General features: G+C 47.4%; 22 protein-coding genes. 14 read left to right on the plus strand and 8 right to left on the minus strand.

Going from position 1 to position 26,352, the window contains the following annotated elements:
• Window positions 1-11 precede the first annotated feature (11 nt).
• Together A37S_RS26510 and A37S_RS23070 are read right to left on the minus strand one after the other, a co-directional pair.
• The gene (locus A37S_RS26510) at window positions 12-350 is read right to left on the minus strand and encodes a DUF2752 domain-containing protein (protein ID WP_084163697.1); all 339 of its coding nucleotides are present in this window, start codon (window positions 348-350) and stop codon (window positions 12-14) included.
• Window positions 351-362: 12 nt separating this feature from the next.
• Window positions 363-815, minus strand: coding sequence for a DUF5684 domain-containing protein (locus A37S_RS23070; protein ID WP_036600756.1), 453 nt, complete (start codon window positions 813-815; stop codon window positions 363-365).
• Window positions 816-981: 166 nt separating this feature from the next.
• Here A37S_RS23070 and A37S_RS0100315 point away from each other — a divergent pair, with 166 nt between their 5' ends.
• Both A37S_RS0100315 and A37S_RS23075 read left to right on the plus strand, forming a co-directional pair.
• A complete protein-coding gene (locus A37S_RS0100315; RefSeq protein WP_028295264.1) occupies window positions 982-2,412 on the plus strand; it encodes an L-serine ammonia-lyase in 1,431 nt (476 codons plus the stop codon).
• A gap of 136 nt (window positions 2,413-2,548) precedes the next feature.
• Window positions 2,549-3,478 carry a M28 family peptidase gene (locus A37S_RS23075; protein WP_036600808.1) on the plus strand — a complete coding sequence of 310 codons (930 nt, stop codon included), beginning with the start codon at window positions 2,549-2,551 and terminating at the stop codon, window positions 3,476-3,478.
• On the opposite strand, the gene A37S_RS25970 is transcribed toward A37S_RS23075, so the two are convergent.
• The gene (locus A37S_RS25970; RefSeq protein WP_084163698.1) at window positions 3,479-5,146 is read right to left on the minus strand and encodes a S41 family peptidase; all 1,668 of its coding nucleotides are present in this window, start codon (window positions 5,144-5,146) and stop codon (window positions 3,479-3,481) included. It abuts the gene before it with no gap.
• Window positions 5,147-5,287: 141 nt separating this feature from the next.
• Between A37S_RS25970 and A37S_RS0100330 the strand changes: the two genes are divergently transcribed.
• The gene (locus A37S_RS0100330; protein ID WP_028295265.1) at window positions 5,288-6,724 is read left to right on the plus strand and encodes a S41 family peptidase; all 1,437 of its coding nucleotides are present in this window, start codon (window positions 5,288-5,290) and stop codon (window positions 6,722-6,724) included.
• 31 nt (window positions 6,725-6,755) lie between these two features.
• Here A37S_RS0100330 and lipB read toward each other — a convergent pair whose 3' ends face one another.
• A complete protein-coding gene (lipB, locus tag A37S_RS0100335; RefSeq protein WP_028295266.1) occupies window positions 6,756-7,457 on the minus strand; it encodes a lipoyl(octanoyl) transferase LipB in 702 nt (233 codons plus the stop codon).
• A 62-nt stretch (window positions 7,458-7,519) separates the two neighbouring features.
• The gene (locus tag A37S_RS0100340) at window positions 7,520-8,194 is read right to left on the minus strand and encodes a 4'-phosphopantetheinyl transferase family protein (protein WP_245586273.1); all 675 of its coding nucleotides are present in this window, start codon (window positions 8,192-8,194) and stop codon (window positions 7,520-7,522) included.
• A gap of 54 nt (window positions 8,195-8,248) precedes the next feature.
• On the opposite strand from A37S_RS0100340, the gene dcd reads away from it, so the two are divergent.
• Window positions 8,249-8,785, plus strand: coding sequence for a dCTP deaminase (dcd, locus tag A37S_RS0100345; RefSeq protein ID WP_028295268.1), 537 nt, complete (start codon window positions 8,249-8,251; stop codon window positions 8,783-8,785).
• Here dcd and prfB read toward each other — a convergent pair.
• Together prfB and A37S_RS0100360 are read right to left on the minus strand one after the other, a co-directional pair.
• A protein-coding gene (gene prfB / locus A37S_RS0100350) for a peptide chain release factor 2 (RefSeq protein ID WP_157278271.1) occupies window positions 8,782-9,871 on the minus strand; the annotation gives its coding sequence in 2 pieces (ribosomal slippage) (window positions 8,782-9,810 and window positions 9,812-9,871; 1,089 coding nt in all). The two genes, dcd and prfB, sit on opposite strands and share 4 nt — an antisense overlap.
• 67 nt (window positions 9,872-9,938) lie before the next feature.
• Complete coding sequence (locus A37S_RS0100360) at window positions 9,939-10,796, minus strand: AraC family transcriptional regulator (RefSeq protein WP_028295270.1); 858 nt, start codon at window positions 10,794-10,796, stop codon at window positions 9,939-9,941.
• Between the two features lie 195 nt (window positions 10,797-10,991).
• Here A37S_RS0100360 and fucP point away from each other — a divergent pair, with 195 nt between their 5' ends.
• From fucP to A37S_RS0100395, 7 genes are all read left to right on the plus strand, one after another.
• Window positions 10,992-12,257 carry an L-fucose:H+ symporter permease gene (gene fucP / locus A37S_RS0100365; protein WP_051292625.1) on the plus strand — a complete coding sequence of 422 codons (1,266 nt, stop codon included), beginning with the start codon at window positions 10,992-10,994 and terminating at the stop codon, window positions 12,255-12,257.
• The gene (locus A37S_RS0100370; protein WP_028295272.1) at window positions 12,254-12,583 is read left to right on the plus strand and encodes an L-rhamnose mutarotase; all 330 of its coding nucleotides are present in this window, start codon (window positions 12,254-12,256) and stop codon (window positions 12,581-12,583) included. The genes fucP and A37S_RS0100370 overlap by 4 nt, the downstream gene beginning before the upstream one ends.
• 13 nt (window positions 12,584-12,596) lie before the next feature.
• Window positions 12,597-14,249: a UxaA family hydrolase gene (locus A37S_RS0100375; protein ID WP_028295273.1), complete on the plus strand. Its 1,653-nt coding sequence runs from the start codon at window positions 12,597-12,599 to the stop codon at window positions 14,247-14,249.
• 113 nt (window positions 14,250-14,362) lie between these two features.
• Window positions 14,363-15,127 carry an SDR family NAD(P)-dependent oxidoreductase gene (locus A37S_RS0100380; protein ID WP_028295274.1) on the plus strand — a complete coding sequence of 255 codons (765 nt, stop codon included), beginning with the start codon at window positions 14,363-14,365 and terminating at the stop codon, window positions 15,125-15,127.
• 57 nt (window positions 15,128-15,184) lie between these two features.
• Window positions 15,185-16,042, plus strand: a complete 858-nt coding sequence (locus tag A37S_RS0100385; RefSeq protein ID WP_028295275.1) for a fumarylacetoacetate hydrolase family protein — start codon at window positions 15,185-15,187, stop codon at window positions 16,040-16,042.
• Between the two features lie 5 nt (window positions 16,043-16,047).
• Complete coding sequence (locus A37S_RS0100390; protein ID WP_028295276.1) at window positions 16,048-16,878, plus strand: amidohydrolase family protein; 831 nt, start codon at window positions 16,048-16,050, stop codon at window positions 16,876-16,878.
• A gap of 12 nt (window positions 16,879-16,890) precedes the next feature.
• Window positions 16,891-17,670, plus strand: a complete 780-nt coding sequence (locus tag A37S_RS0100395) for an L-fucose dehydrogenase (protein ID WP_028295277.1) — start codon at window positions 16,891-16,893, stop codon at window positions 17,668-17,670.
• Here A37S_RS0100395 and A37S_RS0100400 read toward each other — a convergent pair.
• Window positions 17,667-20,561: a DEAD/DEAH box helicase gene (locus tag A37S_RS0100400; protein ID WP_028295278.1), complete on the minus strand. Its 2,895-nt coding sequence runs from the start codon at window positions 20,559-20,561 to the stop codon at window positions 17,667-17,669. The two genes, A37S_RS0100395 and A37S_RS0100400, sit on opposite strands and share 4 nt — an antisense overlap.
• Before the next feature lie 125 nt (window positions 20,562-20,686).
• Between A37S_RS0100400 and purL the strand changes: the two genes are divergently transcribed.
• The 3 genes from purL to A37S_RS0100415 all read left to right on the plus strand — a co-directional run bounded on the left by purL (window position 20,687) and on the right by A37S_RS0100415 (window position 26,220).
• Window positions 20,687-24,349 (plus strand): phosphoribosylformylglycinamidine synthase, encoded by a 3,663-nt coding sequence (gene purL, locus A37S_RS0100405; protein ID WP_028295279.1) that lies wholly within the window; start codon window positions 20,687-20,689, stop codon window positions 24,347-24,349.
• Between the two features lie 145 nt (window positions 24,350-24,494).
• Window positions 24,495-25,082 (plus strand): sigma-70 family RNA polymerase sigma factor, encoded by a 588-nt coding sequence (locus A37S_RS23085; protein ID WP_036600759.1) that lies wholly within the window; start codon window positions 24,495-24,497, stop codon window positions 25,080-25,082.
• A gap of 97 nt (window positions 25,083-25,179) precedes the next feature.
• Window positions 25,180-26,220, plus strand: a complete 1,041-nt coding sequence (locus A37S_RS0100415; RefSeq protein WP_028295280.1) for a FecR family protein — start codon at window positions 25,180-25,182, stop codon at window positions 26,218-26,220.
• Window positions 26,221-26,352: the final 132 nt, after the last annotated feature.

Raw genomic sequence — 26,352 nt, forward strand, 5'->3', positions numbered from 1 at the left:
GCCGCCTATTGTTATAAGGCCCATCGCCCCTGATAGATCTTAAGCGCATATGCCCCCAACGCAAAAATTCCTACTGAAAAGGCGAATACCTTGCCCCATTTTTCCTGAGGGTCAAATTTCAACCAATTTCGCAGCAAATAGAAAATGGCCAATAGCAACAAGGGGATAGTGGCTGGATAGAGCCGAAAGCTGTTTGCAAGATCGCCTTTCAGCAGGAATAACAGGGAGCGCTGCAGGCCGCAGCCCGGACAGTCGTGTCCCGTGAAATATTTAAAAGGGCATGGAAGTAGGTGATGGCTCAACCATTCAGTTGCGGTGTCCAATGCCGTTGAGATAGTTGCCAATTCCATGCCCTGTTATAATTATGGATTTTGATCGTCGAACGGATTTTTGTATTCCCTATCAAAAGGATTGTTTTGTGCTTCTTTGGCCGACGGCCCCAAGTACTTGGCATCGCTAAAACCAAGGAGTGGAAGTACAATGTAAGGGAAGAAAACGGCCAAAACGGTGTATACGGTATCTTTGCCGAAGCTCTTCATCAATAAGTTGAGCAGCCAGATGCCAAAGATGAAATTGACACAGCACGGGATATAGACCAATACGCCCCACCAGGCAGGTTTGCCTACGATCTCCGCCACGACTATAAAGTTATATACCGGAACCAATGCGGCCCAACCGGGTTTTCCCGCTTTTTCAAATAATTTCCAAAGGCCTATAGCCATTAGGACATAAAGCGCTAGCGAAAAGAGCATGTAGCCAGTGCCGAAAAGTGCCCACATGCCTTCGTCGTAATAACCGTACTCATAATTTTCCATACTGAATGAGGTTTTTGGTGAAAAATTGATGTTAATTTAACGCCTCCAAGATACAAATAACTATAATCAGTCAATAGCAATTTCAAAAACATTTCATCGTTTCGTCTAGGCTGAATGATTTGCGTTGCGTATCTTAGTGGCGCTAAATAGGACAGGATGCCGACACATGAAAAACAGAGAGCTTTTATCCATATTTGATATTTTTAAGATTGGCATAGGACCTTCCAGTTCCCACACTTTGGGGCCATGGCGCGCAGCACAGCAGTTCGTAGACGTATTGGAAAAAAGCAATACCCTATCAAAACTGGAACAGATCAACGTGCTGCTATATGGGTCTTTGGCAAAGACCGGCAAGGGGCACGGTACGGATATCGCCATTTTGCTGGGGCTTTCTGGAGATGATCCGGTTACCTTCGATGTAAGCCAGGTGATGCCCAAGGTGGAGAAAATCAAATCGTCCAGTGTACTGAAGGTGGGCGGCAAGAAGCGCGTTGCTTTTGATTATGCGTCACATATGAACTTCCTATATGCCGAAAGCCTTCCGTTTCACCCCAATGCGGTTACTTTTCACGCTTTCTTTGCCGATGGAACGGCGCGTTCGGAAACCTATTATTCCATTGGAGGGGGATTTGTTTCTCAAGGAAAAGAGAGCAAACAGGAAGCAATGGACATTGAGCTCACCTTTCCAGTCAGTACGGCAAGGGAATTGATGGTATGGTGCATGCGCACGGGCTTGAAGGTTTCCGAGATCGTGCTGGAAAATGAGCACGCCTGGCGTACCGAACGCCAGACGCAGGAAGGCGTGATGATGCTTTTCCGTACCATCAGGGATTGTATCTATCGCGGTTGCCATACCGAGGGGAAGTTGCCCGGAGGGCTTCATGTGGAAAGGAGAGCGGCAAGGCTGAACAGGAAATTGCTGCAAGGGAGAACCTATACGGACTATGACTCTTGGATAGCAGCGATTCGCGAAGGAGGCAATTCTTTTCAGTACACCTTGGATTGGGTGAGCTGTTTTGCATTAGCGGTTAACGAGGAGAATGCCTCTTTTGGACGCGTGGTCACTGCACCTACCAACGGGGCAGCGGGCGTCATACCTGCCGTGTTGCAGTATTTTATCACCTTTTACGACAGCTATCAAGAGGAGAAAATCATAGAGTTCATTGCCGCTGCCTCGGAAATTGGCAGTATTTTCAAAAAGGGCTCTACCATATCTGCCGCCATGGGCGGTTGCCAGGCGGAGATAGGCGTATCTTCGGCCATGGCCGCCGCGGCACTGACAGAGTGCTTGGGTGGTTCGCAGCGACAGGTGCTGATGGCCGCAGAGATAGCCATGGAACATCACTTGGGACTTACCTGCGACCCCATAGGCGGATTGGTGCAGATTCCGTGTATTGAACGCAATACCATGGGAGCCATAAAGGCCATTACGGCATCGCAGTTGGCCTTGCAGACCAATCCGGATAAGGCGAAGGTAAGTTTGGATGCCGTGGTGAATACCATGTGGGAAACCGCACAGGATATGAACGTAAAGTACAAGGAAACTTCCGATGGCGGCCTGGCTACCAATATTCCGCTGAGCTTGCCGGAGTGTTAGATAGATATGCGACGTGCGATATGAGATGTGCGACCAAAGGTCAAAGACTAATGCTTTGCACGTGTTCATTAGCATGGACTTTAGTCCTTCTGCTTTGGACTCATGGATGTCCTGCTACTTAAAATTAACACATAATATGTTTAAATTTATCGGTGTTCTTCTAGTTGTTTTTTGTTCCTGCCATACCACCAAGCCCGTGGCGCAGGAGCAGACAGGTGTAAAGCTTTTACATGATTTGGCGGTATTGTCTTCCGATCGTTTTGAAGGGCGGCGAACCGGCACCCCAGGCAATGCACTGGCAAGAGACTATATCGTTCACCGTTTTGATAGCTTGGGACTCCAGACGTTTGGAGGTAATTACGTGTCGGATTTTTCCTTTAAAAATAGGCAAGACTCCGTCATTCAAGGAAAGAACGTAGTGGGCTTTGTGCAAGGAAAAGGGAAGGGATATATTGTCGTGAGTGCACATTACGATCATCTGGGAATCAGAAATGGAGAGATATTTAACGGTGCGGACGACAATGCATCTGGTTCTGCGGCACTCTTGCAATTTGCCGAGTATTTTTCCAAGCACCAGCCTGAGCACTCCATTATTTTTGCGGCCTTCGATGCGGAAGAAATGGGACTGCAGGGAGCCAAAGCCTTTGTAGCAAGTCCTCCCGTGGCGCTCGGCGATATCAAATTGAACATCAATATGGACATGATAGCGCATAATGACAAAGGGGAGCTCTATGCTGCCGGCACTTTCTATTATCCGGAATTGAAACCCTATCTGAAGAGCGATGATGAGCGGGTGAATATCTTATTGGGACATGACGACCCTAAGCTTGGTCACGATGATTGGACCAATCAAAGCGATCAAGGCGCTTTTCATGCCAAAGAAATCCCCTTCCTTTATTTTGGAGTGGAAGACCATAAGGACTACCACAAGGTAACGGATACGTTTGAGAACATCAATCGTGCTTTTTATGTTGCCGCGGTAGGGCAGATCCAAAAGACGATAGCAAGATTGGATGTTGGGCTATATAAGCAGCAGGTATTTCGGAAGTCCGTTATCAGCAAGTGATTATTTTTGCTTCATAAACTTATCCTCGATCATACCCTTGAATTCATGGCGCTTGCCTATCCTTAACAGTTGTCGAGAGCCAGTCACATTACGACTTCTGGTAGACATGATTTTGTTGCTGCTCGCTATGCTATTTGTAGATGGCGCCAAGATGTTGAGTGCCTGTGCCAGATAAGCTTCCCTCACGTCACCGAAATCGTAGTTGCCAAAATCCCTGTCATTGCCCGTAGAGGAATTATACATGTTAGTGCCTCCGATCTCTCCGCCAGGTGTGAAGCCGGCAAAGTAGTCGCCTAGGTCTTGCGAGTTTCTGGTAGAAAAAAGTGAGTAATAGACATTGTATCGATTTTCCAGCACCATGGGGAAAAAGCCTATGGGTTTGCCGTAGGTGGTAGTACCTACTAAGCTCACAGTCATTACGGGGCGCAGGCTGTTGATGACCAGTTCGCTGGCCGATGCAGTCTCGTCCGTGACCAGGAAAACCACGCGGGATATGTTGTTTAAAGAACCCTTTTTCGAGAAATTGGCTTTCTGCACTTCGGGTGAGTAGTCGATATCGGCATAGGTGCCGCCCCTCGGTATGATGGCACCTGAGCCATCGCGCATAGGTTGATTCTTCAATATCGTAGCTTTGCCATCGCGCATGGTCTGGTTGTAATACTCTACATACATGGTGCCAGAGGTACCATTGGGTACTATGAGATTCACTAGATGCTCGGCCGTGCTTACATAGCCACCACCATTGTAACGTAGGTCAATGACCAAGTCGGTCACCCCGCCAGCAGCAAAAACCGCAAAAATGGAGTCCAATTTGGGTATGGAATTTTCTTCTGTAGAAAAGCGGGCATAGGCTAGGTAGCCTATTTTCTTGCCGCTCCTTTCAAGGATACTGTCCTTGTAGATGGGACTGCTTTTGTATACCGTTTTGTTCAATGTAGCTTCATAGTCGCTGCCGTCCTTTCGTTTGCCCTTGATAGCAATGGTGGATGGGTCGTTTAGCAGTTCGTTGATGATAATACTTCTCTCGGTATTGTCAAAGGCGGCCACGGTGCCGATATTTTTTCCATTGATGCTGCTGATACTAGCTCCTCTCGTTAGGCCGATCCTGTGGGCGGGTGAGTTTTCGTCCACGGCATTTAAGAAGAGGGTGTATTTGCTCTCGTCATCATCATTTATCAAGAGCGATATGAGATGTATGCCAATGTCATTGCCGTTTCCTTCGAGATTGACGGCGTTGATCTTTCCCTGTATGCCTGCGCTTGCTTCGGGATTGATGCTTTCTCTGTCCTCGATATATGAAAACTTGGTGTAAGTCTCATTATCTTCAGTTATTAAATCGTAGTTACTGGTAGAATACCTTGCTATGGCTAGTAAGTTGTTTTCATATTTGTCCAGATTGGTACTGCCGCTGGTATATTGCCTGGGATTGAATGTATTGTAACTTGGAAGGTTCTCGTTCCAGTAGTAAATTTCCTTGGCGTAGAGAAAAATAGAGTCATTGGTAAGTTCCACTCGATCTGTAGTAGGCGTATGCAGACTATCGTCCGCATCTGTTGCAGGCGAGTCCTTTTTACAGGCACTTGTAGCCAAGAGAGCCACTATGCAAACTCGTATTGACCATTTTTGTGATGTGGCGCTATATATGTTCATCATACTAAGTATCTTCATGCAATATTAATGTATTTAAATGTTAATAATTGTTAATCTTATTTGTTGTTTTTTATATTTGAATGGATTTAATTGATATCATTGAGTCAAAGGGCCAATGATGCTGAAAGTTTACGAGTTTAATACTGCTAAAATAGTCAAATGATAAAATTTTACAATGCTCTTGTTTTGCTAGCCTTTGGTCTGGTATTGATTTCCTGCAGCAAGGATGAAGATAATAATGATGTCGATAGTGCCAATAGCCTGGTTAATAGATGGATGGTCGACAGTATGCGCATTTATTATTACTGGAATAACCAAGTGCCAGGAAACGCATCACTGGATTTCGATAAAGATCCGGAGGACTTCTTTGAGGACTTACTAAGCGACGACGATCGCTTTTCGTACATCGGCAACGCTGACGAGATGGAAAGTTCATCTAGCGGGATATCGAGGACGGCGGGTCTGAGCATAGGATTAGTGAGGCTCAGCGCATCTTCCAATGATGTCTTGGCGTTCGTACGTTATGTACTTAAGGATTCGCCGGCGTACCAGCAAGGACTAAGGCGAGGAGATATAATCCTTAAGTTCAATGAAGTAAGTCTGAGCGTCAGCAATTATAATACCGTCCTTTCCTCTTCGTATTATGGAAACGACCCTTATACGGTGGTCACTGGTAGAATAGAAAACAATACGATCTATGAAGATAAAACCATTACGTTGACACCGGTACAGTTTACGGAGCAGGCTGTTCATCAAGCACAAGTTTTGGAGACCAATAGCGGTCGAAAAGTGGGGTACATGTTTTACAACCAGTTTATTGCCAATCAGGCGTCGCAATTGGTGGATTCCATAGCAAAACTGAAAAACGCAGGTATAGAAGACTTGATATTGGATTTGCGTTACAACCCCGGAGGATTTGTGTCTACTGCCGGAATGCTATGTGGCCTTATTCAGAACAACTTTGATGAGAACAGCCAATTTTTACAATATGTTTTTAACGGCAACTTTGGTAACGAAGTTGCAAGCTACTTACAAACGATAGGATCTGGGAACATTGCTGCGGTAAAGAGTAATAACCTGAATCTTAACCGTGTATTTATATTGGCCACCAACAATTCGGCCTCCGCAAGTGAACTGGTCATCAACAACCTGAGGCCTTTTTTGGGAGATGCCAATGTTATTCATATCGGTAAGACAACGGTAGGCAAGAACGAAGGGTCCTTCTTGATTAAAGACAGGAGAACCCCTAGGCAGATAGAATGGGGGATACAACCCATTGTACTGAAGATCGCCAATAGCAACGGATATGGTGATTATCCAAATGGTCTTTCTCCTACCTATGACGTAGATGAATGGGATGTGCTCCCCTTTGTGGAGCTTGGGTCTGCAAGTGATCCTTTGGTAGCAAAAGCCCTTTCGCTGATAGATCCTTCCATGGCTAGTGCTGCCACGTCCAGCAAGGTGATGAGCATTAGGTCGAGAACAACGAGCGAAAGACTCTCGTTGACACCATTAGAAGACTTTGAGGATAAAAGTAGAGTGGCACTGCCACTGGATGTCTCTGAGCTATTTGAACATGGAGCCGTCCTCAAGTGAGATTGCAATTGTCGCGGTAAAGATTTCTGTGTCAGAAATCAGTTAATTCCATCCCAAAAAGGGCGGCAAAATGTCCTTTTAGTTTTTCTTTTACATTCAACATATCGACATCGTATCCCAGCTCCTTTTGCAAGGAGGTGACGGCCTTGTCGGCTATGCCACAGGGTACAATGTTGGCGAAATAATCCAACTGCGTATTGAGGTTGAAGGCGAAGCCGTGCATGGTGACCCAACGACTGCTACGAACACCTATGGCACATATTTTTCTGGCGTTGGGCTTGTCTGCATCGAGCCATACACCCGTATAGCCTGGGTAACGACCCGCTTCAATGCCGTAATCTTTCAGTGTGAGGATCACCGCCTCTTCTATATAGCGCAGGTATTTGTGGATGTCGGTAAAGAAGTTATCTAGATCTAGGATGGGATAACCTACCAACTGGCCTGGGCCGTGATAAGTGATATCGCCACCACGGTTGATTTTGTAATAGGTGGCATGTTTTTCCTCGAGCGCCTCATCGTCCAAAAGGAGGTGCTCGGGCTTGCCACTCTTGCCTAAGGTATATACATGGGGGTGTTCCACGAATATCAGGTAGTTTTCGGTTGGGATGTCTTCACCCTTGGTGCGGTTATCTACCTTGCGCTGCACGATGCTGTTGAACAGCTCTTCCTGCCTATCCCAAGCCTCTTGATAGTCTACCTGCCCCCAATCCTGAAAAATAACACGTTTGTTCATTAGATTACTTGCTAGCACGTGCAAAGGTATGTTTTTTTGCTTGTTGTCGTGCCAAGTGATTGTCAGAATGTCCTCTCGTCAACGTAGCCTATCATATAGTCGCCAAAGCGCTCATAATAGACTTTGTAACGGCCATCCATCTTGGAGCCACTAAGGCGGGTGAAAAGGTGGCCCCCTTGGGGGTTAAACTGAAAAGGCTCCACGAGCATATTGTCTTTGAATGAGACCCCTTTGTTGCCCTGTAGTTTATATACAGCTTCCTTTGCGCACCAACAGGCGGTAAGCATATCTATTCGGTTTTCTCCTTCTGCGATATGGTCCAGCTCAATGGAAGACAGGAATTTTCTGGCGATGATATCGATTTTTGGCTTTACCAGTTCCATATCTATCCCTACGTCGTATTTGTCGCTCATCATTACGGCTGCATAGTCAAAAGAATGGCTCAAGGATATCTTTTCACTGAAGTTGCTGAGGAAAGGTTTTCCATTTGCATCGGAGGGGCATTCGATATAACCTGTTGTGTTCAGCATAGTACGGAGCAAGGCCCTGGTTCCAAGCCAGTTCAAGGTACGTTTGCCTTTGTTGAGTTTTTTGAGGAAAGCCAGCTCATCTTGCTTCAGCTGTAGCTTGGCAAGTAGCTCGTCGGCGTTCTCCTCAATTCTCCAAATGGCAAAGCGTGTATGTGTGTCTATATTCTTCTCGTAAACCAGCGGCATGGCAAAAATGCTATTTCCCAAAAATGCTAATTATTCGTTACATATTCGCTTTTTAGGTGTAATTTTGCCCGAACTATGATTTTGTCGGATAAAAGAATTCTAGAAGAAATAGAAAAGGGCACCATAGTGATCGAACCTTTTAGGAAAGATTGCCTGGGAACCAATTCTTATGACGTGCATCTGGGCAAGTATTTGGCCACCTATGAGAATAGGGTATTGGATGCTAAACAACATAATGGGATCGTTCATTTTGAAATTCCCAAGGACGGTTTTGTATTGCAACCGCATACCCTATACCTGGGGGTGACCATGGAATATACCGAAACGCATAAGCATGTTCCCTTTCTGGAGGGAAAATCCAGTACCGGACGCCTCGGCATCGACATTCACGCAACGGCTGGCAAAGGCGATGTGGGCTTTTGCAATACATGGACCTTGGAGATTTCCGTGGCGCAGCCCGTGCGCATATATGCCGGCATGCCTATCGGTCAGCTGATCTACTTTGTCGTAGAAGGTGATATAGAGACTTTTTACAGTACCAAAGGCAATGCCAAGTATAACAATAAGACGACAAAACCCGTGGAGAGCATGATGTGGAAGAACCAATTTTAGTTCTCCCGGCCAAACTCCATTAAGTAACTTTTGAGAAATTCATCTATTTCCCCATCCAAGACCGCCTGTGTGTTGGATGTTTCGTGGTTGGTTCTCAAATCCTTGACCAGTTTATATGGATGCAGCACATAGTTGCGTATCTGAGAGCCCCATTCAATCTTCTTTTTATTGCCTTCAATAGCAGCGGTGGTTTCCATGCGCTTGCGCATTTCTATCTCGTACAGCTGTGATTTCAGCAAGCGCAAGGCGTTTTCCTTGTTTTGCAGTTGGGAGCGCGACTCTTGGTTTTTGATGACTATACCCGATGGTTTGTGGTGCAGGCGCACGGCCGTTTCCACTTTGTTCACGTTTTGTCCTCCTGCGCCGCCAGAGCGAAAGGTATCCCATTCTATCTCCGAATCCTTCACCTCGATTTCTATCGTGTCATCTACCAATGGATAGACATAGACCGAAGCAAAGCTGGTATGTCTTTTGGCATTGGAATCGAAAGGCGATACGCGCACCAGACGGTGCACACCATTTTCTCCCTTTAGGTAGCCATAGGCAAAATCGCCCTCGAATTGCAAGGTGACTGTTTTCACCCCAGTCACGTCACCCTCTTGCGAATCCTGTTCACTCACCTTGTAGCCGTTCTTCTCTCCCCACATGATGTACATGCGCATGAGCATGGCGGCCCAGTCGCAGCTTTCCGTTCCCCCCGCACCAGCCGTGATCTGCAATACGGCGTTCAGTTGGTCTTCCTCGGCACTGAGCATGTTTTTAAATTCCAGCTCTTCCAAGCTAGTGAGGGCTTGCTGGTACTGTTCGTCCATTTCCTTTTCGGAAGCATCGCCACTTTGGAAAAACTCAAACAGCACAAAGGTGTCGTCCAGCGTACTTTTTGCTTGGTCGAAGCTGTCTGTCCAACTTTTTTTGTTCTTGATGCTGTGGAGCACCTTTTCGGCGTCCTTGGGATTGTCCCAAAAGGTAGGATCCAGTGTTTGTTGTTGCTCCTTTTCTATCTCTGCTTTTTTGGCATCGATGTCAAAGATGCCTCCTCAGGGAACTTAGCCTATCCCTCAAATCCTGAATATTTTCTTTGGTCATGGCGCAAAGATAGCGAAAAAAAGGAATTTACTTTTGCCAAAGCGCTATTACAGCTGCACTTTTGGAGCTAATAGGCACTTGAATAGGTGTTCCGATATACGAGCGGACTCAATCCTTTGATCTCCTTGAAAATTTTGTGAAAACTGGTGATGTTGAAGAAACCACTTTCAAAACCAACCTCTTTGATGCTCAGCTCCCTTGACAGCAGGAGATTGCAAGCATGTCCAATGCGGATTTCCAATAAGAAACGGGTATAGGTCTTACCGGTACGGGACTTGAAGTAACGGCAAAAGGAATGTGGGCTAAGTCCCACCTTGTCCGCGACCTCGCCGATGCCTATTTTTTCCTTGAAATGTGCCATAGAGTATTCATAGATAGTGCTGATACGCTTATCCTCACTCTTTTCCAAGGTGGGTTGAAAGGCTGCTCCACATATGGGGTCTAATTGTTCCTCAATGGACAACTCTGTAAGTAATTGCAGCAAATAGATAATCTTGCGGTTGGAAGAGCATTCGGTCATCTGGTTGATGAGGTTGACACAGGTTGTCTTGGAGACACCGCCTATCTCCAGTCCCCTTTTCGCCCTTAGGAGCAGCTGATATATTGCCTGGTTTTCGGGTAACAGCAGAAAGTCCTTTCCCCAGAAATGAGGGTGGAAATGGATGACCTTCACATCGGTTTCTGGATGTTGGCTCAGATCAAAATGCCAGTAGTGGGGCAAATAAGCGCCTAACAGAATCAATTGCCCGCCACGAAAATTCTTCGTACTATCACCGATGAACTGTGTTCCTTGGCCTTTGCTTACATAGACGAGTTCCACCTCGGGGTGGTAATGCCAGATGTTGTTCATTTGAGGTTGTTTGTCTATCCGCACGCTGAAAGATTCAGTGGTGCTCGTCGCAACTTTTAGAAATTTTGGTCTCATGTATTACCGTACTTAGTGTGCAAATTTAGCATGAATGTCCCGTATCGTAGGACAAACAGGGTAAAATAGTTTAATTTTTTGTTAAACCGAATGACTGCATTGATCCTTAAAAGAGCGTACTTGCGATGTTCTTCTGTGGTAGGTATATTTGACGTATTACACATCGGGAAGAACCCCAATAAAACCTTATCAATTATGATGAAGAAACAGCGAATCATTATTCCCATTGTTCTGGTGACCTCTCTGTTCTTTTTATGGGCATTGCTGCACAACCTCAATCCCATACTCATTCCACATCTTAGAAAAGCATTTAGTCTCAATGACTTTCAATCCTCGCTGATAGACGCGTCGGCCTATATCAGCTACTTCGTTATAGCCATACCTGCTGGCCTTTTTATGCAGCGTTATAGTTACAAGGGGGGCATCATATTGGGTTTGTTGCTGTATGCCCTTGGGGCGCTGACGGTCATACCCGCAGCTAGCGAACGGAGCTATATTTTGTTCCTTGTTGCTATTTTCATCATCGCTGCAGGGGCTACCTTTTTGGAAACGGCGGCCAATCCCTATATTTCTGTATTGGGTAGTGAGGAGACGGCGACAAGAAGGCTCAATTTGGCACAGTCGTTCAATGGTTTGGGGGCGGTACTGGCTCCTATTTTGGGTGGCCATTTTATCCTTTCGGGTATTGAATATTCCGACGAAGAATTGACGAACATGGCTCCCACAGCACTGAATCAATATCTGCAAACGGAATCGGATGCTATAAAAATGCCCTATCTGGTAATAGCAGGAGCGGTATTCTTTCTGCTTCTGCTTTTCGTCGTCACACGCTTGCCTGATGGCCGCGTTGCGGAAAATGAAGGGGAAGCCCACCATGTGGGTAAGTTTAGCTTAAAGATTTTCAGGCACAAGCATTTTGCAATGGCTGTGCTCAGCCAGTTTTTTTACATCGGTGCGCAGGTGGGGATAGGTAGTTTCTTCATCCGTTTTGCCAGGGAGGCTTCCAGTATGGGAGAAAAGCAAGCCGCATTTCTTTTTGGTTCCATTGCCATGACCGGCTTTATGGCCGGACGTTTTCTGGGAACTTTTTTGATGAACTATATAGCCCCCAACAAACTGTTGGCCATCTATGGGCTCATCAGCTTTCTGCTCTGCCTATCGGCGGTGCTGTTGGATGGCAATAATGCCCTGTATAGTCTCATGGCGGTACCTTTTTTCATGTCCATCATGTATCCCACCATTTTTTCTCTTGGCATCCAGAAGCTCAGTTCGCAGGATACCAAGATCGCTTCTTCTTTTTTGGTCATGTCCATTGTGGGAGGTGCCCTCTTTCCGGTGTTGATGGGCTTGATGTCCGTGGAGGCAAATAGCATTCAATTGGCTTATAGCATACCGGCCCTTTGCTTCCTGTTTGTGTTTTATTACGGTATTTCGGGATATAAGATAACATCAAAGATATGAAGAAATATGCATTGGCGCTGGATCTGAAAGCTGACGAGCAGCTCATCCGCGAGTATGACGAATATCATAGAAGGGTATGGCCCGAGATTAGGGAGTCCATTATCGCTTCTGGAGTGCAAAGTATGGAGATCTACCGTGTGTCCAATAGGCTGTTCATGATCATGGAGGTAAACGACGACTTTACTTTTGAGCACAAGGCAGAGATGGATGCACAAAATCCAAAGGTACAGGAATGGGAGGCCCTGATGTGGAAATACCAGCAGGCGCTGCCTTCGGCGCGGCAAGGGGAGAAATGGCAGCTAATGGAACGAATTTTTAAACTTTGAGAACATCACAGCGATGAGTAACAGATATCTACAGATACATCCGGCAGATAATGTGCTGGTAGCTTTGCAGGATTTGCCCGCGGGGACAGAAGTACGTTTTGAAGGCAGTGTATTTACCCTGCCCCAAAGCGTGGCCGCCAAGCACAAATTCACCCTGCATCCGCTGAATAGCGGTGACGCCGTTTATATGTATGGCGTACTGGTGGGCAGAACCAATGAAGCGTTGCCTTTGGGCGAGCCCATTACCACGGAGAATATTCATCATGCGGCGGAGGAGTTCTCCCTGGGCAAGCGCAAGCTGGAATGGCAGCGACTGGACGTAAGTGCTATCTCCGCGAAAACCTTTATGGGCTATCATCGCAGCGATGGGCAGGTGGGCACGGCCAACTATTGGCTCGTCATCCCCATGGTGTTCTGCGAGAACAGAAATGTGCTCGTGATGAAAGAGGCGCTTGAAAAGCGGCTAGGTTACAGGGCCTCTTCCAAGTACGAAATGGAGGTGGAGCAGCTTGTGGCATTGTATAAGCAAGGGAGCGACGTAGCCCAAATACTCGCCACTGATTTATATGGCACGACCAAGGACAGTAAGAACGACAGGCTCTTCCCAAACCTGGACGGCATTAAATTTCTCAATCACGAAATGGGATGTGGCGGCACCAGAATGGATTCAGATGCGTTATGTGGGCTCTTGGCAGGGTATATCGTACACCCCAATGTAGCCGGAGCCACTGTATTGAGCTTGGGTTGCCAGCATGCGCAGGCCGATATTCTCCGCAAGGAAATAGCAAAAAGGAGCCCACATTTTGACAAACCCTTATACGTTTTTGAACAGCAGCAGATGGGCACGGAGCAGTCCATGTTGCAAGAAGCTTTGAAGCAAACATTTGCAGGGCTTGTCAAGGCCAACGAAAACGAGCGTTCGCCTGCTCCCATATCCAAGCTGTGCGTAGGCCTGGAATGCGGAGGCTCCGATGGTTTCTCGGGTATATCTGCCAATCCAGCCTTAGGTTATCTTTCGGATATGTTGGTCAGCATCGGGGGGAGCGTCATTTTGGCCGAGTTTCCCGAGCTGTGCGGTGTGGAACAGGAGTTGAGCGACCGCTGCAAGGATGAAGAAACGGCACAAAAATTCATCCACTTGATGAGAACCTATAATGCCAAGGCCGAGGCGGATGGGTCGGGCTTTTATGCCAATCCCTCACCCGGGAATATTCGTGACGGTTTGATCACCGATGCCATCAAATCGGCAGGAGCAGCCAAGAAGGGTGGGACATCTCCCGTGCAGGCGGTGGTGGATTATCCAGAGCTAGCCAATGGTCCTGGCCTCAACCTGCTATGTACGCCGGGCAATGATGTGGAGAGCACCACGGCAGAGGTGGCGGCCGGGGCCAACCTGGTCTTGTTTACCACGGGGCTGGGTACGCCTACCGGCAATCCCATTGCACCCGTCATCAAGATTTCGACCAACACCAAGACCTATGAAAAGATGCCCGACATCATTGATATCAATTGCGGTACCATTATAGAAGGAACGGAAAGCGTGGCCGAGGCGGCACATCGCATATTGGACTATGTCATCGAGGTGGCAAGTGGACGCACGGAGGCAAAGGCCGTTCAATTGGGGCAGGATGACTTTATTCCTTGGAGAAGGGGTGTCTCTTTGTAGTTGTTGGTTAATTAGTTGATTGGTAGATTAGCCATTAGTTTATTGGCCATATGGAAGTTTCTAGGCAGCTTTAGTCTTTTTTATTTTTTACTTTTTGTTTTTTACTTTTTAATATGTTCAGTTTAGAAAATAAAGTAGCCATCGTCACAGGTGGCGGCAGTGGTATAGGAAGAGCCATTAGCAAGCTTTTTGCCCAGCAAGGGGCTACGGTGCATATCGTGGAGCTAAGCCATGAGGCCGGTGCCGGTGTGCTCCAAGAAATAAGGGAAAGCGGAGGCGAGGTGTTCATACACGTCTGCGACGTGAGCAAGCAGGAGCAATTGACGGCCATTGTGCAGCAAATGGACAAAGTGGATATATTGGTAAACAATGCGGGCATAGCGCATGTTGGTAATCTGGAAAATTGCCATAGCGCAGATTTTGAACGTATCTTCAATGTGAATGTGAAAGGGGCATATAATGCACTTTATGCGGTAGTGCCCAAGATGAAGGAACACCGGAGCGGCGTCATCCTCAATTTGGCTTCAATAGCGGCACAGGTGGGCATCACGGACAGGTTTGCCTACTCCATGAGCAAGGGCGCCATTGCTGCCATGACCCTGTCCGTCGCCAGGGACTATATCGCATATGGCATACGTTGCAATAGCATTTCCCCTGCTCGGGTACACACCCCTTTTGTGGATGGCTTTTTGGCCAAGAATTACCCTGGACAAGAGAAAGGGATGTTTGAGAAATTGGCCCAGAGCCAGCCTATAGGCCGCATGGCCAAGCCTGAAGAGATAGCGGGATTGGTGCTGTACCTCTGTTCGGACGAAGCCTCCTTCATTACGGGCAATGACTATCCCATAGATGGCGGCTTTATTAAATTGAATAATTGATGAATAGAAGCAGGCATGTTTTTTATTTTTTGTTTTTTAACTTTTTAATTTACAACCATGAAATTGATTAGGTACGGCGATGCCGGAAGAGAAGAAATAGGCGTACAAATAGATGGCAGAAACTACGATGTCTCTGCTTTGGGAGGCGATTACAACGAGGAGTTCTTTGCTGATGACGGCCTTGCCCGGCTGGAAGAATTTGTGAAGGCCAATGAAGGTGAACTCATTGAAATACCTGAAGGTACGCGCTTGAGTAGCCCCATAGCGCGGCCCTCCAAGATCGTTTGCATTGGACTGAACTATCGCGACCATGCGGAAGAGACGAAAGCAAAGATTCCGACAGAGCCGATTATATTCATGAAATCGACCACTTCCTTGATCGGCCCCGATGATGATATCGTCATTCCGCGCAATTCTACCAAGACCGATTGGGAGGTAGAGCTAGGTGTAGTGATAGGTACCAAGGCCTCTTATGTAGAACCGTCCGAGGCGATGGACTATGTGGCCGGCTATGTGCTGCACAATGATGTTTCCGAACGCGAGTACCAACTGGAGCGAGGCGGCACCTGGGACAAGGGAAAAGGCTGCGACACCTTTGCTCCGATAGGGCCCATATTGGCCACGAAAGATGAAATCAAAGACACGAACAATATCAGGCTTTGGCTGAGCGTGAATGGCCAGGTGATGCAAGATGGTAACACCAGCAATCTCATTTTCGATATTCCCTATTTGGTGTCCTACGTGAGCCAGTTTATGACCCTGTTGCCGGGTGATGTGATTTCTACGGGTACGCCTGCCGGAGTAGGTCTTGGCTTCAATCCCCCCATCTACCTACAGCCTGGCGATGTGGTAGAATTGGGAGCCGATGGACTGGGAGTGGCCAGGCAAAAGGTGGTAGCCTATCAAAAGCCATAGCGCGTATGGAGCGTATAGATGCCCATCAGCACTTTTGGCATTACGATTCCATAAGGGATAGCTGGATCACGGAAGAGATGCGCGCTATCGCCAGGGATTTCCTGCCCACCAATGTCTTGCCATCTATGCAGGCCGCAGGTATATCGGGTTGTGTGGCCGTACAGGCAGACCAGTCGCAGGCCGAAACCGATTTCCTCCTGGTCCTTGCAGAAAAATACGATGCGATAAAAGGAGTAGTGGGCTGGATTGACCTTCTGGATCTAAACATAGAAGCACATTTGGAAAAGTATAGCAGCTCTCCTAAGCTCAAGGGCTTTAGGCATATTCTGCAAGCAGAAGATATTGCCATTGTTCAAGAAAAAAGATTTCGGGAAGGAATAAAGGCATTGGGGAAGTATGGGTATACTTATGATATATTGGTCCATAGGCACCAGATCGCGTCTATTGCCGCATGGGTGGGCGATTTTGAGGAACAGCGCTTTGTGCTGGATCATCTCGGCAAGCCGAATATAAATGGGAAGGAGCGGGCGCCATGGAAAGAAGATGTAAGCAAGTTGGCCGCACATGAGCAGGTCTATTGCAAGCTGTCTGGGCTTTTCGCGGAAGATATAAACTGGAAAGGCTGGCGTGCCGACGATTTTTCTTTCTATATCGAACATGTATTGGAAGCATTTGGGCCGGGGCGTGTTATTTTCGGGACGGATTGGCCCGTGTGTACATTGGCAGCATCTTATGAACAGGTAGCTGATTTGATAGAGGGTTTCTTGAGTTCACTTTCTATGGATGAGCAAGCACAGATTTGGGCACTGAATGCCAAGGATTTTTATGGTTTGTAATATTGGGACGATATGGATTTGGGGCTAAAAGATAAAGTCATTCTGGTGACGGGCGGAGCCAAGGGAATAGGTAGGGGCATTGTAGATGCGCTAGCGCGGGAAGGTGCCCTGCCCATCATCATAGGCCGCAACGAACGGGATAATGAACAGGCCCGGCAAGAACTAATGAACGCGGGATATCAGGTAGCTACGGTACTGGCCGAGCTGACTCGGCCCGAAGCTTGCGAGATGGCCGTACGCGAGGCCGTAGAAAAATACGGACGCATAGATGGCCTAGTGAACAATGCGGGTGTGAATGACAATGTGAGCCTAGCCGAAGGCACCTACGCAAGCTTTATGGATAGCCTGCACAAGAGCCTCGTACACTACTACCTGATGGCGCACTTTGCCTTACCCGAACTGAAGAAGAACGGCGGTAGCATACTCAATATAGGGTCTAAGGTGGCAGAGACCGGTCAAGGTGGAACATCGGGCTATGCAGCCTCCAATGGCGCACGCAATGCCTTAACACGCGAATGGGCCGTGGAACTGCTACCCCATCAGGTACGCGTGAATGCCATCATTGTGGCAGAATGTTGGACTCCGCTGTACGAAAAATGGCTAGCATCCCTGCCTGATGGTGATGAAAAACTAGAAACAATTACCCGAAATATCCCTTTGGGAAGGCGGATGACCACCTCGCAGGAGATAGCCGATATGGCCGTTTTTCTGCTATCACCACGCTCTAGCCATACCACCGGGCAACTTATCCATGTAGATGGAGGCTACGTGCATTTGGATAGAGGGATTTAGGCAAGCAGCTCCTTGATGTCATCCGAGGTGAGGGACTTCACGAAGGTCTCCTCCGTGGTGATCAATTGGTCTGCTACGGTCTTTTTCCGATTTTGTAGGGAAAGGATCTTTTCTTCTACGCTGTCCTTGGTGATGAATTTATAGATAAAGACATTTTTCTTTTGCCCTATCCTGTGCGATCGGTCAATGGCCTGCTGTTCCACGGCAGGGTTCCACCAGGGGTCGAGGATGAATACATAGTCGGCTTCTATCAGGTTGAGCCCCACGCCGCCGGCCTTAATGGATATGAGGAACAGTTTGATGTTGTCGTTTTGACGAAAACTGGTGACTACTTCCTCCCTGTTCTTGGTGGAGCCATCCAGATAGGCATAGTCGAGCCCCTCTTGGCCAAAATGCTGCTTGAAGAGGTCGAGCTGGCGCACAAACTGCGAAAAGATAAGCACCTTGTGGCCCCTGCTCAGCACGTTTTCCAAGGTGTACAACACATTGTCAAACTTACCTGAACCATTCTCGTAAGTTTGGTCCAGCATCTTGGGGTGATTGGCTATTTGCCTTAGTTTGGTGAGTCCCTGCAATACCTGTATGGACGAGAGGCCGAGGGTTTCGCCCTCGGTATTGAGTATTAGGTTGCGGTATTCCGATTTGATGGACTCGTACTTCTGGGCCTGCTCTTCGCTCATGTCGCAATAGATGACCTGCTCCGTTTTTGGAGGCAGCTCGGTGGCTACCTGTGCCTTGGTACGCCTCAGCATGAAGGGTTTTATTATGGCTTGCAGCTTGCGGGCCTTTTCTTCATCTTTTTTCTTTTCTATGGGAGTGACATATTCGTTCAGGAAATAGCTGTGCCCACCCAGCAAGCCCGGGTTGAGGAAAGTCATCTGGCTCCATAGATCGGCCACTGAATTTTCCAAGGGCGTACCGCTTAGAATGAGCTTGTGTTTGCCCTTCAATTTCTTTACGGCAAGAAAAGATTGCGAGCTGGGGTTTTTGATGATTTGGCTTTCGTCCAATATGATGTAATGAAAGAAGAACTCGCTAAGCAGGTCCATATCTATCCGTGCGATGCCATAAGTGGTAATCACTACGTCGACCGAGGAGAAAATAGCTGCATTTTTACTCCTGTTGGTGCCCGTATGGGAGAGTATTCGCAGGTCGGGGGCAAACTTCTGCGCTTCCTGTAGCCAATTGTAGATAAGCGAGGTGGGCATCACAATAAGGGAGGGAGTGGTGCCATTTCCCAAGATCTCTTGCTCTTCCTTTTCCTTTTGGAGTAAGGCCAGCGTCTGTATGGTCTTCCCCAGCCCCATATCATCCGCAAGACATCCCCCGAAATGGTATTTCTTCAGAAAATGGAACCAATCATAGCCCGCTTTTTGGTAATGTCTCAGCTTAGCCTTGAAGTTGAGGGGCACGGCATAGGGCTCTATATGCTCAAAGTCGACCAATTTGCTCAATTTGCGTTCCATGCTCAGGTAGGCTATGCCTCCGTCATCCAGCCGATCGAGGAGGCCAAGGTGGTATTTCTGCAAGTGCAATTGATCTCCAGATTGGGAAAAATGAAAAAGATCGCTAAACTTTGCAAACCAACTTTCCGGAATAATGGCTATCTCCCCCGATGGAAGTGTGAATTCCCTTTTATTGTTCAGGATGTGTTCCTTAAGGGACATGAAAGGAATCTGATAATTGCCAAATTTCACGGTGGCCTTGACATCAAACCAGTCATTGTCTTCCGTCACCTCCATATTGATGGAGGTCTGTGCCAAGAGGTATTTTTTCTTGTTGGTTTCACTGTCTACCTTAAAACCCATTTCCTGCAATTTGTCGTAGTGCTCGTTGAGCCAAGCCATGAGGGCATAGGGATCAGTGGAGGGGTTGCCTGCCAGCTGTAGGGAGACAAACATATCCGGTCTTTTTTCCAGTCCAAGCGCAAGAAGTTTTTCCAGCTTATTGCTTTCCCATTGTAGCGATCTCTTGATGCGATGAAAGACGTAGCGGTCTTCTTCTTCGCGGTGTTCTAGTTTCACGCTCACTTTATGTTCACTTCCCGCAGGGAAAGTGTAGGGGCCGTACTTAAAAAATAGTTCCAGGAATGGTCCCGCCTGTTGAGGATCAATGATTTTGAGAATAGGAGTGCCTTCGTGCTGATAGGTTTTGATTTCAAACCCTTCGGCATACACATGATGTTTCTCTATCAGACCCTTGACGAAGCGGTCGTAATAGGTGGGTTCCGAGCTGCGAGGTATGGAAATATAGCGCTTGTTGAGAAATGGGAGGAGCTTCTTGCCGTCCAGTGCTTGGTCAAAATGGTACAGCGTGTCTTCCAAGAGCATGCGTGCCGGTTCGTTGACTATGATCTGCGCATCCTTGAACATAAACTCGATGCGGATACCCTGGTATTTGATCGTAGGAAAATAGCGCGTCTCCTCTTCGCTGCGCCTGAAGTGAAACAGTATGGAAGCAGGCTCGGAAGCCAATTTTACTTCACGCTCCACGGGCCAGCCTTCTTTGCTCATTAGATAAAGGGGCTTTTCGCCAATGAGGGAGAAAATCTGATTGAGTACATGCTCTATCTTGGGCCTAATATAGGCATATAACTTTTTGTCAAAGATAGATTGGAAGAACTCGGTCGCGCGGATTGGCTTTTTGTGCATCCGTTTTATTAAGGCTCCTTGTTCTAGTCCATCCATCAATTTGATGAGCTTGAGATCGGTAGCATCCATGGAAGCAGCAAAATCCTTGGCCGTATGGCTGAAGATGCGTTGGTGCGTGAGCGAAAAGCCCCCATCTGCATTGAGCTGTACGATATGGGGCTCCATGACGTAGTCCAAAAATTCGTGTTTGCAAAGGGAATAAACTAAAGCATAAGGCTTTTGCGTATCTATCCGTACCATATATCGAATGCCAGTTTCATTAAAAAAGCTTTAAAGATAGGAATTATACATGAAATGCGAGTTTTCTCCCGATGTAAAAATTAATTTTTATTTCCGTAATTTTGTGCCATCAAATAACAACGAAAATGATTTATTTCTTCGGAAACCAATCCAATACCATTTTTGCCGTACAAATAGAACGACCGCTCGTAGTGCCCGAAATCTCGAAACTGAACTGGCTCTTTGGGGAGGCATACTTGATAGAAGAATCCGTTTTGACGGATTTTTTTGTTGGTCCCCGCGCCGCCATGGTCACTCCATGGAGTACCAATGCAGTGGAGATTACCCAAAACATGGGCATAAGCGGCATCTTACGCATAGAGGAATTCCACCGGGTGGAGGAGGGGTTTGCCGATTTCGATCCCATGCTATTGCAGAAATACAGTAAGCTGGACCAAGAGATATATACCATACATATACAGCCCGAACCGGTCTTGGAAGTAGACGACATCGCTGCCTATAACCAGCAGGAAGGACTTTCATTGAGCGCCGACGAGGTAGATTACCTCAACAAGCTGGCCGACCGTCTTGGACGTAGGCTGACAGACTCGGAGGTGTTTGGTTTCTCGCAGGTCAATTCAGAGCATTGTCGCCACAAGATATTCAATGGCACCTTCATCATAGACGGGAAAGAGATGCCCAGTTCCTTGTTTAAGCTCATCAAAAAGACTGCAGAAGTCAACCCCAATGGTATCGTATCGGCCTATAAAGACAATGTAGCTTTCTTGAAAGGGCCACGTGTGCAGCAGTTTGCGCCCAAAAGCGCTGATGTACCGGACTACTATGAAGTGAAGGAGTTTGACTCGGTATTGTCTATCAAGGCCGAAACGCACAATTTTCCCACAACCGTGGAGCCCTTTAATGGCGCTGCTACGGGCTCCGGTGGCGAAATCAGGGATAGGCTGGCCGGTGGCCAGGGAGCCATTCCGCTGGCGGGAACTGCCGTGTATATGACAGCACTTTCGCGTTTGGAAAACGACAGGCCATGGGAGCAGGCCATGGCCGAACGCCAATGGCTGTACCAAACCCCGATGGACATCCTCATCAAGGCCTCCAATGGCGCTTCCGATTTTGGGAACAAGTTTGGCCAGCCCCTCATTGCTGGTTCTGTGCTGACCTTCGAGCATGAGGAGAGCGGGCGCAAACTGGGTTACGATAAGGTCATTATGCTGGCTGGTGGCGTGGGATATGGCAAGGCCGATCAGGCTAAGAAGCACGTGCCCAAGACTGGCGATAAGATTGTGGTGTTGGGTGGCGACAATTACCGTATTGGTATGGGAGGTGCGGCGGTTTCTTCGGCCGATACGGGAGCCTTTGGCTCGGGCATCGAACTCAATGCCGTGCAGCGTTCCAATCCCGAAATGCAAAAGCGGGCCGCCAATGCCATCCGTGCCATGGTAGAGAGCGACCACAACGACATCGTGTCCATCCACGATCACGGTGCCGGTGGGCACCTGAACTGCCTGTCCGAGCTGGTGGAAGAGACCGGGGGCAAGATAGACCTGGATAAGCTGCCCGTGGGCGATCCAACGCTCTCTGCCCGAGAAATCATTGGCAATGAGTCCCAGGAACGCATGGGACTAGTGATTGCGGAAGAGCATCTTGCAGCGCTGAAGCGCATAGCGGACAGAGAGCGCGCCCCGATGTATACCGTAGGAGACGTGACGGGCGACCACCGCTTCACGTTCGAGTCCTCGTCCACGGGAGAAAAGCCGATGGACCTGGAACTGAAAGACATGTTCGGCAGCTCGCCCAAGACCATCATGGAAGATACGGCAGTAGAGCGCCAATACAAGCCACTGGATTACGATATAGATAACCTATCTGCCTACCTCGAACAGGTACTGCAACTGGAAGCGGTGGCCTGCAAGGATTGGCTGACCAATAAGGTGGATCGTTGCGTGGGTGGCAGGGTGGCCAAGCAGCAGTGTGCAGGTCCTTTGCAGCTGCCCCTCAACAATTGTGGCGTAATGGCACTCGATTTTCAGGGGAAGGATGGTATCGCCACTTCCGTGGGGCATGCCCCGCTATCGGCATTGATAGATCCCGCCGCGGGTAGCCGCATTGCGGTAGCCGAAGCCCTGTCCAACATCGTGTGGGCACCGCTCAAGGAAGGGATCAGGAGCGTTTCGCTGTCGGCCAACTGGATGTGGGCCTGTAAGAATGAAGGGGAAGATGCCCGCCTGTACGAGGCCGTTCAGGCCTGCTCTGACTTTGCCATCGCATTGGGAATCAATATCCCCACGGGCAAAGATTCCCTATCCATGAAACAAAAATACCCCGATGGCGATGTCATTGCTCCTGGTACGGTCATCATATCGGCAGGTGGACATTGTACGGATATCACGGCAGTGGTAGAGCCGGTGCTGCGAAAAGGTGGAGGCCACATTTACTACATTAACCTTTCAGGGGATAAATATAAACTGGGTGGTACTTCTTTTGCCCAGATACGCAACGCCATAGGCAATGAGACGGCCGATATACAAGATGCTGCAGCTTTCAAGAAAGCTTTTGATGCCGTGCAGGAATTGATAAAAGCGGGTGAAATTCAGGCAGGACACGACATTGGCAGTGGCGGATTGATCACTACCCTATTGGAATTGTGTTTTGCGGATCGCAACTTGGGTGCGCAAATCGACTTGAGTAGCCTGGGCGAAGCCGACATCGTAAAAGTGCTTTTTGCGGAGAACATAGGCTTGGTATTTCAGGCAGAGGAAGAGGTTGAGTCGTTGCTTACAAACGAAGGCATCGCTTTTCATAAAATAGGAACCGTACTGGAAGAGCCTGCGCTCCATGTGTCCAATGGCGGAAGTAGCACATGGAATTTCGATATCGACCATTTGCGCGACGTGTGGTTCAAGACTTCTTATTTGCTGGATCAGAAACAAAGTGGCACACTAAAGGCTAAAGAACGTTTTGAGCACTACAAAGACCATGTATTGCGGTATGTGTTTCCGGCTGCTTTTGATGGTAAAAAGCCGGTGATAGACAACACGCGCCCGAGGCCAAAGGCTGCCATCATTCGTGAGAAAGGTAGCAACTCGGAACGCGAACTGGCCAATGCGCTTTACCTAGCCGGTTTTGACGTAAAGGATGTGCACATGACCGATCTCATCAGCGGACGGGAAACACTGGAAGACATCCGCTTCATTGGTGCCGTGGGGGGCTTCTCCAATTCGGATGTTCTCGGATCCGCAAAGGGCTGGGCAGGGGCTTTTCTGTACAATGAGCAGGCAAGGGAAGCTTTGCAACAATTCTTTGATCGAGAGGATACCCTATCAGTGGGTATTTGCAACGGTTGCCAATTGTTTATCGAACTGGGACTCATCAATAAAGACCATGCCGATAAACCCAAGATGCTTCACAACGACAGCCACAAGCACGAAAGCGGTTTCACCTCGCTAACTATTCAAGAAAACAATTCGGTGATGCTGAAGAGCCTGGCAGGAAGTACGCTGGGCGTGTGGATATCGCATGGCGAGGGCAAGTTCCACCTACCGTACGCCGAAGACCAATACCGTATCGTGGCCAAATATGGTTATGAAACCTATCCTGCTAACCCAAATGGGTCTGACTATAACACGGCCATGCTGTGTGATGAGAGTGGCAGGCATCTGGTGATGATGCCACACATCGAACGGTCCTTGTTCCAATGGCACTGGGCACACTACCCCATGGGCAGAAAGGACGAGGTGTCGCCTTGGATAGAGGCCTTCGTGAATGCCAGGAAATGGCTGGAAAAACATTAAGCAAGAACCTATTGACTATAAAAAGGGGGTAATTACCACGATACCCCCTTTTTTATGTGCAAATTGTTACAAATAGGCGTTTATCTATTTGACGAATGGATTGCTGTGTTTATATTTGCGAGACCACATTATAACAAACCACATTATGATAGGCTATCGAGACTTTGCCGATACCGAGTTATTGTCTAGATTAAAAGAAAATTGCCACGAATCTTTCCAAAAAATCTATCGTCGATATTGGAAAGTGTGTTTTTTACAATTATACCGTAAGTCAGGCAATAAAGAGCTAGCGGAAGAATTGACCCAGAACGTGTTCGTATCGCTTTGGGAAAGGCGATCGATCGTGGTTATCGCCAATTTGTCGTCCTACCTTCAGACCGCTGCCAGATATGCATTTATCAATCATCTGAAGACCATGCTCCAGCTAGATAACTATGCGGACTACCAAAAGCAGCATGGCAAAACAGACTGCAATAACCTAGAAGAGCAATTGGCCGTTCAAGACCTACTATCTGCCATAGAGAAAGGCATCAACATGCTCCCCCTCAAAACCAGAAAAATATTTGTCTTGAGCCGATTAGAGTACCAGTCGGTGAAGGAAATTTCCAGAGCACTTAAAATTTCCGAAAAAGCAGTCGAATACCATATCACCCAATCGCTGAAGATCATGCGAGTGGTCTTGAAGGATTACATCATCGTGATGGTGTTGCTAGCTATTTTGCCCATTGCCTAAAAAAAAACAAAAAAATCTTAGGGATGTGGCCTTTTTGTTTTACTATATTATATGAAAGGCTCTCTTAAAGCCGAATTAACTAATTAGTAGAACCATTATGAGTCGCAAGGCATTTCGTGATTTATTGGAGCGGTATCTAAAAGGTAAATGCTCGCCAAAGGAACAGAAAATCGTGCGTCAATGGTATGATTTGCTCGATACCGACAGGGACTTTGAGTTAGGAGATGCCGACTTTGATGAGATAGAAGCGCGCCTATGGAGCCAAATTAGCCAGAAGACGACCACCATAAACCAAGTTAATAATACCGAAGCACGAGATAACGGTCATAAATCACTGTCCGTTAAGAAACCCTTGTTGGCCATTGCAGTTTGTATGGTTTTATTGATCATGGTATCTTGGTGGATAAACAATGGGAAGAGTAGTGCTATGGGGGAGCCTAGTTTTTTGACTTCAGCAAGCAGTAAGGTTATCGTCGTAAGCAATGAGCATGATCGTCCGAAATTAATAATCCTGCCCGATTCGTCTACTATAGAATTATACAAAGGATCCGAGGTGAAATACGCAAAGCGATTTGATGAAAACAGGAAAATTTTATTGAAAGGAGACGCTCTTTTCGATGTGAAGAAGAATGCCCATTCTCCTTTTGTAGTTTATCGTGAAGGAACGATAACAAAGGTACTTGGTACCAGGTTTTTGATTAAAGGTGATGGAGAGCAGGGTAGCAGTGAGGTTATCGTATATGACGGAAAGGTAGAGGTCATGGAGAATAATGAAAAAAGGAACTTGATTGCCAGGATGATGACAAAACCAGCACGCGTGAGCCTATCCGTCAATCAACGGGCTATCGTGCAAAAAGACAAACATACCATCTGTGAGACTATCGTGGAACATCCCATGCCTTTAGAAACTAAACAAAATCTGTTGAAAGCCGGTAGCTTCGACGAAATGCCACTCGATAAGTTGACAGAGAAGTTGAGCGACATCTACGGCATAGGCATTAAGGCCGAACCGAATGTGGGACATCTTACATTTACGGGCAATCTGGATAATCTGGAGCTGTTCAGTTTGTTGGAGATGATTTGTTGTGTAACCGCCACCAAGTACGAAATAAAAGGGAAAGAAATTTTTATTCAATAATTAATGACCAATTTCAAACAAGCTAAATAAATGTGCCTATGAATATAACCTGATTATAGTGATGAAAAAGACCGACAATATGGGGGTATTGTCGGTCATAAGTTAAAATCATGATTTTTTTGCGAACCATAA

Source organism: Olivibacter sitiensis DSM 17696 (assembly GCF_000427965.1).
Lineage (GTDB): Bacteria > Bacteroidota > Bacteroidia > Sphingobacteriales > Sphingobacteriaceae > Olivibacter > Olivibacter sitiensis.

What these genes read in the sequence shown, in the direction of transcription:
- A37S_RS0100385 (WP_028295275.1), top strand. Translation starts at nt 15,185, where the DNA reads ATGAAATTGATTAGGTACGGCGATGCCGGAAGAGAAGAAATAGGCGTA.
- A37S_RS0100330 (WP_028295265.1), top strand. Translation starts at nt 5,288, where the DNA reads ATGATAAAATTTTACAATGCTCTTGTTTTGCTAGCCTTTGGTCTGGTA.
- A37S_RS23075 (WP_036600808.1), top strand. Translation starts at nt 2,549, where the DNA reads ATGTTTAAATTTATCGGTGTTCTTCTAGTTGTTTTTTGTTCCTGCCAT.
- A37S_RS23085 (WP_036600759.1), top strand. Translation starts at nt 24,495, where the DNA reads ATGATAGGCTATCGAGACTTTGCCGATACCGAGTTATTGTCTAGATTA.
- A37S_RS0100380 (WP_028295274.1), top strand. Translation starts at nt 14,363, where the DNA reads ATGTTCAGTTTAGAAAATAAAGTAGCCATCGTCACAGGTGGCGGCAGT.
- A37S_RS0100415 (WP_028295280.1), top strand. Translation starts at nt 25,180, where the DNA reads ATGAGTCGCAAGGCATTTCGTGATTTATTGGAGCGGTATCTAAAAGGT.
- fucP (WP_051292625.1), top strand. Translation starts at nt 10,992, where the DNA reads ATGATGAAGAAACAGCGAATCATTATTCCCATTGTTCTGGTGACCTCT.
- dcd (WP_028295268.1), top strand. Translation starts at nt 8,249, where the DNA reads ATGATTTTGTCGGATAAAAGAATTCTAGAAGAAATAGAAAAGGGCACC.
- A37S_RS0100360 (WP_028295270.1), bottom strand. Translation starts at nt 10,796, where the DNA reads ATGAGACCAAAATTTCTAAAAGTTGCGACGAGCACCACTGAATCTTTC.
- lipB (WP_028295266.1), bottom strand. Translation starts at nt 7,457, where the DNA reads ATGAACAAACGTGTTATTTTTCAGGATTGGGGGCAGGTAGACTATCAA.
- A37S_RS0100390 (WP_028295276.1), top strand. Translation starts at nt 16,048, where the DNA reads ATGGAGCGTATAGATGCCCATCAGCACTTTTGGCATTACGATTCCATA.
- A37S_RS0100370 (WP_028295272.1), top strand. Translation starts at nt 12,254, where the DNA reads ATGAAGAAATATGCATTGGCGCTGGATCTGAAAGCTGACGAGCAGCTC.
- A37S_RS0100375 (WP_028295273.1), top strand. Translation starts at nt 12,597, where the DNA reads ATGAGTAACAGATATCTACAGATACATCCGGCAGATAATGTGCTGGTA.
- A37S_RS0100315 (WP_028295264.1), top strand. Translation starts at nt 982, where the DNA reads ATGAAAAACAGAGAGCTTTTATCCATATTTGATATTTTTAAGATTGGC.
- A37S_RS26510 (WP_084163697.1), bottom strand. Translation starts at nt 350, where the DNA reads ATGGAATTGGCAACTATCTCAACGGCATTGGACACCGCAACTGAATGG.
- A37S_RS0100395 (WP_028295277.1), top strand. Translation starts at nt 16,891, where the DNA reads ATGGATTTGGGGCTAAAAGATAAAGTCATTCTGGTGACGGGCGGAGCC.
- A37S_RS25970 (WP_084163698.1), bottom strand. Translation starts at nt 5,146, where the DNA reads ATGAAGATACTTAGTATGATGAACATATATAGCGCCACATCACAAAAA.
- purL (WP_028295279.1), top strand. Translation starts at nt 20,687, where the DNA reads ATGATTTATTTCTTCGGAAACCAATCCAATACCATTTTTGCCGTACAA.
- A37S_RS23070 (WP_036600756.1), bottom strand. Translation starts at nt 815, where the DNA reads ATGGAAAATTATGAGTACGGTTATTACGACGAAGGCATGTGGGCACTT.
- A37S_RS0100400 (WP_028295278.1), bottom strand. Translation starts at nt 20,561, where the DNA reads ATGGTACGGATAGATACGCAAAAGCCTTATGCTTTAGTTTATTCCCTT.